The 13,692-nt window shown below is 47.1% G+C and carries 11 protein-coding genes and 1 tRNA gene; 11 read left to right on the top strand and 1 reads right to left on the bottom strand.

What is annotated here, in order from left to right:
* The first annotated feature begins 11 nt into the window (after positions 1-11).
* The 6 genes from LKD36_RS00900 (at position 12) to LKD36_RS00875 (ending at position 6,405) form a co-directional block, all read left to right on the top strand.
* The gene (locus tag LKD36_RS00900) at positions 12-2,438 is read left to right on the top strand and encodes an ATP-dependent Clp protease ATP-binding subunit (RefSeq protein ID WP_118769035.1); all 2,427 of its coding nucleotides are present in this window, start codon (positions 12-14) and stop codon (positions 2,436-2,438) included.
* Entirely contained in the window at positions 2,432-3,802 is a 1,371-nt protein-coding gene (gene radA, locus LKD36_RS00895; protein ID WP_408610902.1) for a DNA repair protein RadA, read from the top strand. The genes LKD36_RS00900 and radA overlap by 7 nt, the downstream gene beginning before the upstream one ends.
* A 77-nt stretch (positions 3,803-3,879) precedes the next feature.
* Positions 3,880-3,952: transfer RNA gene (locus LKD36_RS00890), tRNA-Trp, on the top strand.
* Positions 3,953-4,024: 72 nt separating this feature from the next.
* Positions 4,025-4,927, top strand: a complete 903-nt coding sequence (locus LKD36_RS00885; protein ID WP_308458296.1) for a transporter substrate-binding domain-containing protein — start codon at positions 4,025-4,027, stop codon at positions 4,925-4,927.
* Positions 4,928-4,989: 62 nt separating this feature from the next.
* On the top strand, positions 4,990-5,547 hold the full coding sequence (locus LKD36_RS00880) for a DUF1653 domain-containing protein (RefSeq protein ID WP_308458295.1): 558 nt from the start codon (positions 4,990-4,992) through the stop codon (positions 5,545-5,547).
* A gap of 27 nt (positions 5,548-5,574) precedes the next feature.
* On the top strand, positions 5,575-6,405 hold the full coding sequence (locus LKD36_RS00875) for an Mrp/NBP35 family ATP-binding protein (RefSeq protein ID WP_308458294.1): 831 nt from the start codon (positions 5,575-5,577) through the stop codon (positions 6,403-6,405).
* On the opposite strand, the gene LKD36_RS00870 is transcribed toward LKD36_RS00875, so the two are convergent.
* The gene (locus LKD36_RS00870; protein ID WP_308458293.1) at positions 6,402-7,133 is read right to left on the bottom strand and encodes a YdcF family protein; all 732 of its coding nucleotides are present in this window, start codon (positions 7,131-7,133) and stop codon (positions 6,402-6,404) included. The two genes, LKD36_RS00875 and LKD36_RS00870, sit on opposite strands and share 4 nt — an antisense overlap.
* 147 nt (positions 7,134-7,280) lie before the next feature.
* Between LKD36_RS00870 and aepX the strand changes: the two genes are divergently transcribed.
* The 5 genes from aepX to LKD36_RS00845 are packed head-to-tail and all read left to right on the top strand — an operon-like array spanning position 7,281 to position 13,429.
* On the top strand, positions 7,281-9,293 hold the full coding sequence (gene aepX, locus LKD36_RS00865) for a phosphoenolpyruvate mutase (protein WP_308458292.1): 2,013 nt from the start codon (positions 7,281-7,283) through the stop codon (positions 9,291-9,293).
* An 8-nt stretch (positions 9,294-9,301) separates the two neighbouring features.
* Entirely contained in the window at positions 9,302-10,417 is a 1,116-nt protein-coding gene (locus LKD36_RS00860) for a phosphonoacetaldehyde reductase (protein WP_308458291.1), read from the top strand.
* A 12-nt stretch (positions 10,418-10,429) separates the two neighbouring features.
* Complete coding sequence (gene aepY / locus LKD36_RS00855) at positions 10,430-11,554, top strand: phosphonopyruvate decarboxylase (RefSeq protein ID WP_308458290.1); 1,125 nt, start codon at positions 10,430-10,432, stop codon at positions 11,552-11,554.
* Complete coding sequence (locus tag LKD36_RS00850) at positions 11,551-12,909, top strand: MATE family efflux transporter (protein ID WP_308458289.1); 1,359 nt, start codon at positions 11,551-11,553, stop codon at positions 12,907-12,909. The genes aepY and LKD36_RS00850 overlap by 4 nt, the downstream gene beginning before the upstream one ends.
* A gap of 52 nt (positions 12,910-12,961) precedes the next feature.
* A complete protein-coding gene (locus LKD36_RS00845; RefSeq protein WP_308458288.1) occupies positions 12,962-13,429 on the top strand; it encodes a DUF2284 domain-containing protein in 468 nt (155 codons plus the stop codon).
* The last annotated feature ends 263 nt before the right edge of the window (positions 13,430-13,692 follow it).

The raw sequence follows: 13,692 nt of genomic DNA, 5'->3' as shown, positions 1-13,692 counted from the left end.
ATTGCTGACCAATGGGTATTTATACAGACAAGGCGGAGTCTGCGCTGAAAAAAGCGCAGCGTTTTTCTGCAAGAATGCATCATCCCTATACGGGAACAGAACATATACTGATGGGACTGCTGGATGAGCCGGACAGCACGGCAGGGCAGGTTCTTGCAGGAGCCGGAGTGACACCGAAGGGACTGGCGGAGATGATAGATCAGCTGATAGCCCCGGAAGGAATGGTCCTGACGGAGGAACGGAGAGGATATACACCGAGAGCCCGCAAGATACTGGATGACGCTGTGGTGGAAGCCAGACGGTTCCATGAGGAAGAGACCGGTACGGAGCACATTTTGATTGCCATGTTAAAAGACGGAGAATGTGTAGCATCAAGACTTCTGACCACCATGAATGTGCGGCTTCGGGATCTTTATAAAATGCTGGTGAGCGCTATGGGCGAGAAGGCATCTGAGTACAAAGAGGAAATTCAGCAGAGCGGCGGAACTCAGACACTGGAACAGTACAGCCGGGATCTGACAGCTCTTGCAGAGGAAGGAAAGATGGATCCGGTGGTCGGCCGCGAGGAAGAAATTCATCGGGTGATTCAGGTTTTAAGCCGCAGAACGAAGAATAATCCGTGTCTGATCGGAGAACCGGGCGTTGGTAAAACTGCTATTGTGGAAGGACTGGCAGCACGGATTGCATCCGGAAAGGTGCCGGAGACCATCCGCGGTAAGAGACTGTACATTCTTGATCTGACTGCCATGGTGGCAGGTTCCAAGTACCGTGGAGAATTTGAAGAGCGGATTAAAAATGTGATTGACGAAGTAAGACATGACGGACAGATTCTTCTGTTTATTGATGAGCTGCATACGATCATCGGCGCAGGCGGGGCAGAAGGAGCTATGGATGCGTCCAACATCCTGAAACCGGCCATGGCAAGGGGCGAGATCCAGATCATCGGTGCGACGACACTGGAAGAGTACCGGAAGCATATTGAGAAGGACGCGGCACTGGAGCGCCGGTTCCAGCCAATTACGGTGGAAGAGACGACAGTAGAACAGACGGTGGAGATACTGAAGGGACTTCGGCCCTACTATGAGAAACATCATCAGGTACAGATCACGGATGAGGCGCTGGAAGCGGCTGCAAAGCTTTCGGCCCGCTATGTGAATGACCGGTTTCTGCCGGACAAAGCCATTGACCTGATGGATGAGGCAGCAGCCGGACTGAAGCTGGAACAGTATGTCAAAGACCAGAACCGCGCGGCAGAGGAGAAGAATGGACTCCCGGAAGTGAAGCAGGCACTGGATCAGGCATTGATCGACGGCGATCTGGAGAAAGCCAAAGAGTTACGAATCCGGATGGAACAGCTGGAAAAAGAAGCATCCGGCGGAAAGGCACGCAGAGGGCGAAAGACTAATGTACTGACAGAAGCACAGATTGCGGTGACGGTTTCCCGCTGGACGAAGATACCGTTGCAGCGGCTGGCGGAGGCAGAGTCACAAAGACTCCTTCATCTGGAACAGACTCTTCATAAGCGGGTGATTGGTCAGGATGAAGCGGTGACGGCAGTAGCAAAAGCAGTAAAAAGAGGCCGGGTGGGCTTAAAGGATCCGAAACGGCCAATTGGCTCCTTCCTGTTTCTCGGACCGACAGGAGTAGGTAAGACGGAACTTTCCAAAGCACTGGCGGAAGTGTTGTTTGGCAGAGAAGACGCCATGATCCGGGTTGACATGTCCGAGTACATGGAGAAGCACAGCGTGGCTAAGATTATCGGAGCGCCTCCCGGATATGTGGGACACGATGATGGCGGACAGCTGAGTGAAAAAGTACGCAGAAATCCCTATGCGGTTATTCTGTTTGATGAGATAGAAAAGGCACATCCGGATGTATTCAATATTCTGCTGCAGGTACTGGATGACGGACATATTACAGACTCTCAGGGACGGAAAGTAGATTTTAAAAATACTGTGATTATCATGACTTCCAATGCAGGAGCAGGAGCAATTGTATCACCGAAGAAGCTTGGATTTTCATCTGCAGAGGATGCGAAGCATGATTATGAATTTATGAAAAATGGCGTTATGAATGAGGTAAAACAGATCTTCAAACCGGAGTTCCTGAACCGTATTGATGAGACGCTCGTTTTCCATACACTCCAGAAGGATGAGATCATGAAAATTGCAGGCATTCTGTTGGATGAACTGACAAAACGCTGTAAAGAACAGTTGTCCATAGATGTATCTTTTAAGAATTCTGTGACGAAATGGCTGGCAGAGACCGGATATGACGTCAAATACGGAGCAAGGCCGTTGAAACGTGCCATTCAGAACAAACTGGAGGATCCTATGGCGGATGAGATTCTGGAAGGAAAGATTCATGAAGGGGATCATGTGGATGTGAAGGTGGTCAACGGAAAAGTGAAGATGCAGGTGAAGGAGTACAGATCATGAAAAAGAATGCTTCCGTTTTCTTCTGTCAGGAGTGTGGATATGAATCGGCAAAATGGCTGGGACAGTGTCCGGCCTGCCATGAATGGAACACTTTTGCGGAAGAGCCGAAAGTAAGTACCTCAAGAGGGAAAATGGCTTCTTCCGGCCGACGGTCGGAGGCAAAGGAACCGGTTTCTTTAAAACACATTGATTCCGACAGCCAGGATCGGATCTCCACAGGTATGGCAGAACTTGATCAGGTGCTGGGAGGCGGCATTGTTCCTGGATCTCTGGTACTGGTGGGTGGTGACCCGGGGATCGGAAAGTCGACCCTTTTGCTGCAGGTGTGCCGGAATCTGGCAGATCGTCTTGAGCAGGTGCTGTACATTTCCGGTGAGGAATCCCTGCAGCAGATCAAACTTCGTGCCGTGCGTATCGGAGAGTTTTCCGACTCTCTGAAGCTGCTCTGCGAGACGAATCTTTCGGATATCGAAGCGGTTGTCCTGAAAAACAGGCCGCAGGTGGTGATTATAGACTCTATCCAGACCATGTTCCAGGAAGAGATTTCTTCGGCACCCGGAAGTGTCTCACAGGTGCGTGAGGCCACGGGAGTGCTTATGCGCCTGGCAAAAGAACAGAACATTGCCATTTTTATTGTGGGTCATGTGACCAAGGAAGGAACGGTTGCTGGTCCCAGAGTATTGGAACATATGGTGGATACGGTGCTTTACTTTGAGGGAGACCGTCATGCATCCTACAGGATTCTGCGCGGCGTAAAAAATCGCTTCGGTTCCACCAATGAAATCGGAGTATTTGAGATGACGGATACCGGTCTCAGGGAAGTAGCCAATCCGTCAGAATATATGCTGAGCGGTAAGCCGGAAGGGGCATCCGGGTCTGTGGTTGTCTGCATGATGGAAGGAACGAGACCCATGCTTCTGGAAGTACAGGCACTGGTGTGCAGGACGAATTTCGGCCTTCCGAGAAGAACGGCAGCAGGCATGGATTATAATCGTCTGAACCTTCTGATGGCAGTTCTGGAGAAACGCCTGAATCTTCCGTTATCCTCCTATGATGCCTATGTGAATATTGCAGGAGGTGTCCGATTAAGTGAACCGGCGCTGGATCTGGGACTTGTGCTTGCTATTATCTCCAGTTATCGGGATGTGCCGATTCCGGATAAGACACTTGTATTCGGAGAAGTAGGTTTAAGCGGTGAAGTGCGAGCGGTCGGTATGTCACAGCAGCGTGTCCAGGAGGCGAAGAGGCTGGGCTTTGACCGGATCATCCTGCCGAAGAGCAGCCTGTCCCAGATGAAGAGCATAACTGGCATCCGGCTTGAGGGGGTGTCCACGGTTCGTGATGCTATGGAAGTGTTGGGATAAAGATTTGAAAAAAGTTTAAAAATATCATTGACACATGTCGATGATTGTGATATATTATCGAAGTGTCAGTGATACACAGGGATATAGTTCAGTTGGTAGAACGTTGGTCTCCAAAACCAAATGTCGAGGGTTCGAGTCCTTCTGTCCCTGCTGTGGCTTCGGAAAATATTTTCCGGAGCCATTTTTGTTATACAGAAAAAGACAGGAGAGGAATTAGGACAGATGAAGAAAATAGTAAGTCTGCTGACAGCAGGATTTATGATAATGTCCATGACAGGATGCGGGAGTGCGGCGGCAGCTTCCGCAGAGAGTGAAGCAGTGGAAGAAGAGAATGTACAGCCGGTTACGCAGGAGAGCGAGCTGCCGGTGCGGACAAAAGACGGAGCTAGGCTGGATGAGATTAAAAGTTCCGGAAAGCTTCTCATTGGCGTTTCACCGGATTATGCACCGTTTGCATTTCTGACGGAAGAAGATGGAACTAAAGTCTGTGCAGGGTCTGATATCGAACTTGGAAAATATTTTGCAGAAGAGCTTGGGGTGGAGCCTCAATTCGTGGAGATGGATTTCGAGGAATGTCTGAAAACAGCGAAAGAGAAAAAAGTGGATCTGGTGCTGCTCGGTATGCTGCCGGAGAAAGACCGGGAGAGCAGCGTGGATTTTTCCGATGCTTATTATGAACCGGGAAAACAGGTGCTGGTGGCAAGAAAGAGCCAGAGTGACAAATATCTGACACTGGATGATTTTAAAGATAAAACAGTTGAAGCACAGTATGGATCCCTTCAGGCACAGCTTGTGACGGAACAGATGCCGGAGAGCAGCCTGGAACTTTCCGGAACAGCGGAAGAAGGTGTGTTCCAGGTGCGGATCGGAAAAGCAGATGCCATTGCACTGGATGAAAATCTGGCGGATGTGTTCTTGAAAGAGCATGATGATCTGGCACAGACAAAAGTGGAACTTTCTTATGAACCACAGGGAGTTGTGGCCGGTGTGGTTAAAGGCGAAGAGGATCTTCTTGCGGAGATTAACCGCATGATTGCAGAAGTGACAGAACAAAAGCTTTATGTGCAGTGGCTGGATGCGGCAACTTTGCAGGCGGTGAAACTGGAGGCAGACAGTATTGATTAACTATACAATTCACGTGATTCATGGTATAGTAGAGGATAAGTGCAGGAAAGGAAGTGAAGGTCATGAGGGAGATCAGGACCGGACAGTTTTACAGACATTTTAAGGGAGGCCTCTATCAGATCGTAGGGGTGGCAGAACATACTGAGACAGGGGAAAAGCTGGTAATCTATCAGGCACTTTACGGAAACTATAAGATCTATGCGCGGCCTTATGAGATGTTTGCAGGGGAGACTGATCATGAAAAGTACCCGGAAGTGACACAGAAGTACCGGTTTGAACTGACCGTACCGGGAGAAACGATTACGGAAGAACCTGAGAAGAAAGAACCGGTATCTGCAGCAGAAGAGCAGAAAGAAGAACCGCCGGTGAGGACGGCAGAAGCGGAACCGGCAGACGCTGGTGTGAATCCGATTCTTCTGGAATTTCTGGATGCGGATACTTTGGAGGAGAAGATTCATATTCTCACACGTTACAGAAACCAGATGGATGAAGGACTGCTGAACAGCATTGCGATCTCTCTGGATCTGGTAGTAGAGAAGAAAAATCTTCAGGAAAAATATGATGAGATCATGAACTGCATTTCGATGATGAAACATTTTGAATGCAACAGACTCAGATAAAAATACAAAATAAAGGAGAACAAGCAAATGGCAGAATGTAAAAAAGAGAGCTGCGAAGGATGTCCAAGTGCGTCCAGCTGCGGACAGAAACCAGCAAGTATGCTTGCACCGGCAAATCCGGCTTCCCATATTCATAAGGTAGTAGGAATTGTCAGCGGTAAAGGCGGAGTTGGAAAATCCATGGTGACTGCATCTCTTGCAAACCTGATGGCAGCACAGGGATATAAGGTAGGCATTTTGGATGCAGATATTACCGGTCCGTCCATCCCCAAAATGTATGGAGTACATGGTCCGGCGGAAATGGATGGAGACTATATCAAACCGGTAGAGACGAAGAATGGAATCAAGACCATGTCCATTAACCTTCTCCTTCCGGATGAGGAATCTCCGGTAATCTGGAGAGGTCCGATCCTTGCCAATATGGTAAAACAGTTCTGGAGTGATGTTATCTGGGGAGAACTTGATTTTCTCTTTGTAGATATGCCGCCAGGAACCGGTGATGTGCCGCTGACTGTCTTCCAGTCCATTCCGGTGGATGGAATTGTGGTTGTGACATCCCCGCAGGATCTGGTAAGCCTGATTGTGAAGAAAGCACTGCACATGGCAGAGAGCATGCACATTCCGGTACTTGGAGTTGTAGAGAACTACAGCTATGTAGTCTGTCCGGACTGCGGAAAAGAATTTAAGATCTTTGGAGAGAGCGGTCTTGACAAGCTTGCCGAAGAGATGAATCTTCCCATTCTTGGACGGATGCCCATCGAGCCGAAGCTGGCAGAGCTGGCAGATGGACATTTCGATGAAGCAAACAACCATTATCTGGCAATGGCAGAGAGTCTCCTGATGGCTCTGGAAGGCTAAAGAAGCCAGAAATCTTTTACAACTGCAAAGAATTCCCGCAGCAGGTTTGCCGGCTGGGTGATAAGATCACTTTTTGCCGGAATGCCTGCTGCGTTTTTGTATCCCAGTACCTTTGCAAGGTGCAGGGCACGACAGATATGAAAGCCGTTGCTTACGATACCGACGGAAGCATTGTCCGGTATCAGCTGCGCGGAGAAGATCAGATTTTCCCGGGTATTTGTGGACTGATCTTCCATGAGAATCTGATTTTCAGAGAGGCCTTTATCCATGAGATATTGTTTCATGGAAGACGCTTCCGTGCATGGTTCATTGCTGCCCTGACCGCCGGAGACAATGAGGACAGCATCTGGATTTTCAAGGGCATATGTGTATGCACGGTCGAGACGGAGTGCCAGCGCGCGGCTGGGACCAGTGGGACGTACGTGCGCGCCAAGTACGATGACGTAGTTAAGACCGGCTGCCGGAGCCTGAATGGCCCCTTTTATAATCATTCCTTCCACACCGGCAAAGAAAAGAAAAGAAGCGGCGCAGAGAATCATCAGCCCTGTTCGTACTGCACCGGGAAGATGGGCGAAGAAACCATGGTGAAATAAAAAACCAAGGATCAGAAATCCGATGGTCATGGCAGGCCAGATCAGGTAAAAAGCGGAAGTGAAGCCGCTGTATAAAAGCAGAATGATAAAATACAGAAGGCAGATCATGCCTGCCGCAAAACAGATGATATGCATAATGGTATCCCTTTCCTGTAAGTCCGTATAGTTATAGTCTATCACAGGTATGGGACAAAGGAAAGTCTGTCTCGACAAGGGCAAGCTGGAATGATACAATAAAAAAAGTTACTAATAATGGGAAAATCAGGAGGATTATTACCTTTCATGAAAGCATTGATATTAAATTCCGGACTGGGACGAAGAATGGGTGTGCTGACGTCCGAGCATCCGAAATGCATGACGGAAGTTTCCGGTCGGGAGACAATCTTAAGCAGGCAGCTGACTCAGCTGGCTGAAAAAGGAATCGAAGAAGTGGTGATGACAACAGGCCTGTTTGATACGGTGCTGGAAGAGTACTGCAAAAGTCTGGAACTGCCGCTTACTATTACGTTTGTAAAAAATCCGGTTTATGATAAAACCAATTATATTTATTCTATCTATTGCGCCAGAGAATACCTGGAAGATCAGGATGTTCTGCTGATGCACGGTGATCTGGTATTTGAAAACACCGTTCTTGATGATGTGATGGAGAGCCAGGAGAGCTGCATGACCGTCAGTTCCACGCTTCCGCTTCCGGAAAAGGATTTTAAGGCAGTCATCCATAAAAACCGTATCGAAAAAGTCGGTATCGAATTTTTTGAAGATGCACTTGCCGCACAGCCTCTTTACAAACTGAACAAAGAGGACTGGAATGTATGGCTTGCACGCATCGAAGAGTTCTGTGAAAAAGAAAAGGTATCATGTTATGCGGAAAATGCGTTTAACGAAGTATCCGATCAGTGTCTGATCCGTCCGTTGGATGTACAGGACAGGCTTTGTGCCGAGATTGATAATCCGGAAGATCTGAAGCAGGTGTCCGGAATGCTCAAAGAAGTAGAAAACAGAACTGTGTATATGTGTTTTTCTGCAGATATGCTGCACAGTGGTCATATTGCAATTATCAGAAAGGCAGCAAGATTGGGACGTCTGATCATCGGTGTGCTTTCTGATGAAGCGGTGATCAGTTATAAGAGATACCCGCTGCTGCCGTATGCGGAGAGAAAGGCACTCTTTGAAAATATCCGTGGTGTCAGCCGTGTAGTGGAACAAAAAACATTAAGTTATAAAGAAAATCTTGAGAAATATCATCCGGATTATGTAGTGCATGGAGATGACTGGGTGAGTGGATTCCAGAAACCAGTCCGTCAGGAGGTACTGAATACACTGAAAGCATATGGAGGAACCCTGGTAGAGTTTCCATATTCCAGAGATGAAAAATACAAAGCACTGGAGAACCGGGCAAGAGCAGATCTGTCACTTCCGGATATGCGCCGTGCAAGATTAAGAAAAGCCATAGAGATGAAGGGAACGGTAAGTGCCATGGAGGCTCACAGTGGACTGACCGGCCTTATTGTGGAAAATACAGTTGTCTATCAGAATGGGGAAGCAAGACAGTTTGATGCCATGTGGATCAGCTCTCTGTGCGATTCTACCGCCAAGGGAAAACCGGATATTGAGCTGGTAGATATGACATCCCGTTTCCGTACGATTGACGATATTATGGAAGTTACGACGAAGCCGATTATTTTTGACGGGGATACCGGCGGAATGATTGAGCATTTTGTCTATACAGTCCGTACATTGGAACGTATGGGCGTGTCTGCGGTCATTATTGAGGACAAGACGGGACTGAAGAAAAATTCTCTGTTTGGTACCGAGGTTGAGCAGACACAGGATTCTGTTGAGCATTTCAGTGAGAAGATCCGGGCGGGCAAGCGTGCTCAGAAGACAAAAGAATTTATGGTCATTGCCCGGATTGAGAGTCTGATTCTGGAGCGTGGCATGGAGGATGCGCTGGAGCGTGCCTTTGCTTTTGTGGGAGCAGGAGCCGACGGTATCATGATTCACAGTCGGAAACCGGAACCGGATGAGATCTTTGAGTTTGTAGAGAAGTTCAGAAGCAAAGATCAGGTGACTCCGATTGTGGTAGTGCCGACCTCATTTAACCAGGTGACAGAAGAGGAGTTCAAGGCGCGCGGCGTAAATATTGTGATCTATGCAAACCAGCTGACCAGAACAGGTTTCCCGGCTATGCAGAATGCGGCAAAGATGATTCTGGAACATCATCGTGCAAAAGAGTGTGATGAGATTTGTATGCCATTTAAAGAAATTATCCGGCTGATTCCGGAGGAGGATTAGAAACATTCATGGAACAGAAAATCATTAAGTCAGAAGAGCTGGAAAGCTGTCTCGCAGCGATAAAAAAAGAGCGGAACGTTCATCATGCTCTGCTGGTGTGTGGAAATTCCTTCCGGAAACAGGGACTGTATCAGCAGCTTGAAGATGCATTAAAAAAAGAAGGAATGGAACTTACTGAGTTCTCTGATTTTGAGCCGAACCCGAAATATGAGTCTGTCATCAGTGGGATTAAGACATATCGCCAGAAAGGCTGCGATCTGATCCTGGCAGCAGGCGGCGGCAGTGCCATGGATGTGGCAAAATGTATCAAATTGTTTAACTGTATGAACGTGGAAGAAAACTGTCTGAAACAGGAGATCATTTCCAATGAGATTCCATTTCTGGCCATTCCGACAACTGCAGGTACCGGAAGCGAGGCGACTCGTTTTGCAGTGATCTATTATGAAGGAAACAAACAGTCCGTAAGCCATGAGAGTGGTATTCCGGAATATGTTCTTATGGATCCGGAACTTCTCCGAACACTTCCGGAATACCAGAGAAAAGCGACCATGCTGGATGCACTTTGTCATGCGGTGGAATCATTCTGGTCTGTCAACGCAGGAAAGGAAAGCCAGAAGGTAGCTGCAGAAGCAATCCGTATGGTGCTTGCATACGAAGACGCTTATCTTGCCAATCAGCCGGAAGGAAATGAGAAGATGCTTCTGGCAGCCAATCTTGCAGGAAAAGCAATCAACTATACAAAGACAACGGCAGGTCATGCCATGGCATATAAGCTGACAACACTTTATGGACTGGCTCACGGTCATGCAGTGGCACTCTGTGTGGATGCGCTCTGGCCGTATATGATAGGACATACAGAAGATGCCATGGATGTGAGAGGAAAGGCATACCTTGACGATATGTTTCTTCGGCTGGCACAGGTGATGGGCTGTGCTTCTTCCATGGATGCAGCAGTCAAATATCATGAGATGCTGGAACAGCTGCACCTTTCCAGACCGGAAGTGAAGTCGGTAGAAGAGTTGGAGCTGCTTGCGGGTTCCGTAAATCCGGAGCGTCTTGGCAACAATCCGGTGTGTCTTAAAAAAGAAGTACTTCGCAGTCTGTATGCACGGATTGCGAAATAGAGGAGCTGTTTTATGAAAGCGGAGAAATTTACAGAAATTCTGGGAGCGGATTTTTATACAGGAGTTCCGGATTCCCAGCTGAAAGCGCTGTGCAATTATCTGATGAATACGTATGGAATTGATCCGAAGCATCATGTGATTGCAGCAAATGAAGGAAACTGTACGGCACTGGCAGCTGGATACCATCTGGCTACCGGAAAAGTGCCGGTAGTCTATATGCAGAATTCCGGGGAAGGAAATATAATTAACCCTGTGGCATCTCTTTTGAATGACAAGGTTTATGCCATCCCGGTGATGTTTGTCATTGGATGGAGAGGAGAACCAGGAATCCATGATGAACCACAGCATATTTATCAGGGAGAAGTGACAGTCCGGCTTCTGGAAGATATGGGAATTAAAACATATATTCTTGGAAAAGAGACGACGGAAGAAGAACTCCGGGAAGCCATGAAAGATTTTGAAAGTGTACTGGCAGAAGGAAAAGATGTTGCGTTTGTCATCCGGAAAGGCGCACTGACCTACGACGGAAAAGTCGTTTATAAAAATGACAATGAGATGAAGCGGGAAGAGATCATCCGTCATATTATTCAGGTATCTGGGGAAGATCCGGTAGTATCTACAACTGGAAAGGCAAGCCGGGAGCTGTTTGAGCTAAGAGAAGCGTTCGGACAGAGCCATAAATATGATTTTCTGACCGTTGGTTCTATGGGACACAGTTCTTCCATTGCACTTGGAATTGCGGCACAGAAACCGGATACAAAGATATGGTGTATTGATGGAGACGGTGCTGTACTGATGCATATGGGAGCCATGGCGGTACTTGGTTCCGAGCATCCCGGGAATATGATACATATTGTCATTAATAACGGAGCCCATGAAACCGTAGGTGGAATGCCGACAGTGGCAGCAGGAGTCGATCTTCCGGCTGTAGCAAAAGCATGCGGATATCCATTTGCTGTCAGTGTGGACAGCTTTGAAAGTCTGGATTCTGAATTAAAAGCAGCCAAGGCGAGACATGCACTTACTTTGATTGAAGTAAAATGTGCCATCGGTGCAAGAGATGATCTGGGAAGACCGACGACAACCGCAAAAGAAAATAAAGAAAACTTTATGGAGTACTTGAAAGAACGATCATGAAAGCAAAAGAGATGGACATGCTGCATGGAGGCCTGGCCGGAAAGCTGATTTTGTTTGCAATTCCACTGGCATTCAGCAGTATTCTGCAGCAGCTGTTTAACTCAGCAGATGTGGCAGTTGTGGGAAGATTTGCAGGTTCAGCGGCACTGGCGGCGGTAGGAAGCTGTGTGGCACTGGTTGGCATTTTTGTGAATCTCATCGTAGGACTTTCCGTAGGACCGAATGCAGCACTTGCCAATCTGATTGGTCAGGGGCAGAGAGAACGGATCAGTGGAATGGTGCACACGATATTGACCTTTGGTATTGCTCTTGGAGTGGTTTTGATGGGACTGGGATTTCTGACAGCCAGAACCGTGCTGGAAGCATCCGGAACGCCGGAGAGTGTGATCAATGAAGCACTTCTCTATATCAGGATTTATTTTATCGGCGTTCCGTTTATGACTATTTACAATTTCGGAGCGGCAATTCTTCGAAGTTATGGGGATACCAAAAGACCGATGTGTTATCTGATCATTTCCGGTACCGTAAATGTGGTTCTGAACCTGATTTTCGTAATCGGTTTTGGCCTCGGTGTAGAAGGTGTTGCCATTTCAACGTCTGTTTCCAATATGCTCAGTACAGCCATGGTGTTGACTCATCTGTACCGTAAAGAAGACGAATTTCAGTTCCGTTTCCATAAAATGTGTGTGCTATGGAAGGATCTGAAAAGAATTTTGATGATTGGAATTCCGGCCGGAATTCAGGGCGCCATCTTTTCTGTCTCCAATGTATTTATCCAGAGCGGAATTAATACATTTGGGGAGGATGCGATTGCAGGTTCCTCGCTGGCACTGAATTTTGAGTATTTTACCTATGATATTGGCAGTGCCTTTGCACAGGCGGCAGTCACATTTACGAGTCAGAACTTTGGAGCTGGAAACCTGAAAAGATGCAAGAAAATATTCTGGCTCTGCCTGATCTTCGGGGTGGGATTTACAGAGATCCTGAGTATTATATTTATGATCTGGGATGATTTCTTTGTCAGCATTTATACGATCAGTGATGCAGTCGCAGTCTATGGTCTGATCCGTATGCACCATGTATGTTCCATGGAAGGACTGACAGCAACTTATGAAGTGGAAAGTGCTGCTTTGCGAGGCTTGGAAAAATCACTGGAACCTTCCATTATCACCATTCTTGGAACGGTTGTATTTCGTATGATCTGGATGGCAACGGTATTTAAGTGGATACCAACCTACGAAATGCTCATGAATGTGTATATCTCTTCCTGGGTATTTACAGGTGGTCTGATATTCATCGTGTATGTATTGCATATGAGAAAACTGGAAAAAGAATTTGCGGAGAAAGCCGCATAGAAAAAGAAGATGCCGTGCAGTCAGCAAAAACAGAGGAAAAGAGGAATACATCATGGATTTAATAAAAACAGCAAAAGAACTGGGATTTTCAGATGCAGCGATCATGGATACGAAAGATCTGGTATTCAAGCCGGAATACCGTGTCTTCTGCGAGGAGAATCGGTGCGGAAATTATGATCTGAATCCTGCATGTCCACCGGAGAGCGGAACGGTGGAAGAAATGAAGAAACATGCAATGAAGTATGAAAAAGCACTGGTGCTTCAGACCATGCAGGAGTATTCCATGGATTTTAAGAAAGCTAAAGTGGCACATAACAAACTGACAGAAGCGCTGGCAGAGAGGATGAAAGAAGACGGAAAGACAGATTTGCTGCTCATGACAGCAGGTCCCTATAAGCATAATTCCTGTATGTCGGCTTACTGTGTAGATGCGCAGATGATGGCAGATGCTGTGGGCATGACCTGCTGGGCGAATGACGACAAGGTCCGTTATTTCTCGCAGATTCTATTTCATGATTGATTCAAACCAGGTTTCATACATACAATATTCGTAACTATTCAGAACCCCATTCGCAAAATCGCTTCTTCGAAGCTTTCCTTTTGCTCATGTGGTTACTTCGCCATATAAAACTGCTTATCTGCCTGAATGCAAGCATTCGCAGAACGCAGTTTTGCATGGCTCTGAATAGTTACAAATATTCTTAATACAATCTTAATATCAAATCGAATATTCTTACACGATCTTTGATTTCCGGCATATATAATATATAATGGAAGAAAAAA

It is taken from the genome of Hominiventricola filiformis, from assembly GCF_020686965.1.
Taxonomy (GTDB): domain Bacteria; phylum Bacillota; class Clostridia; order Lachnospirales; family Lachnospiraceae; genus Hominiventricola; species Hominiventricola filiformis.
This window is presented reverse-complemented; position numbering and strand designations above follow the sequence as displayed.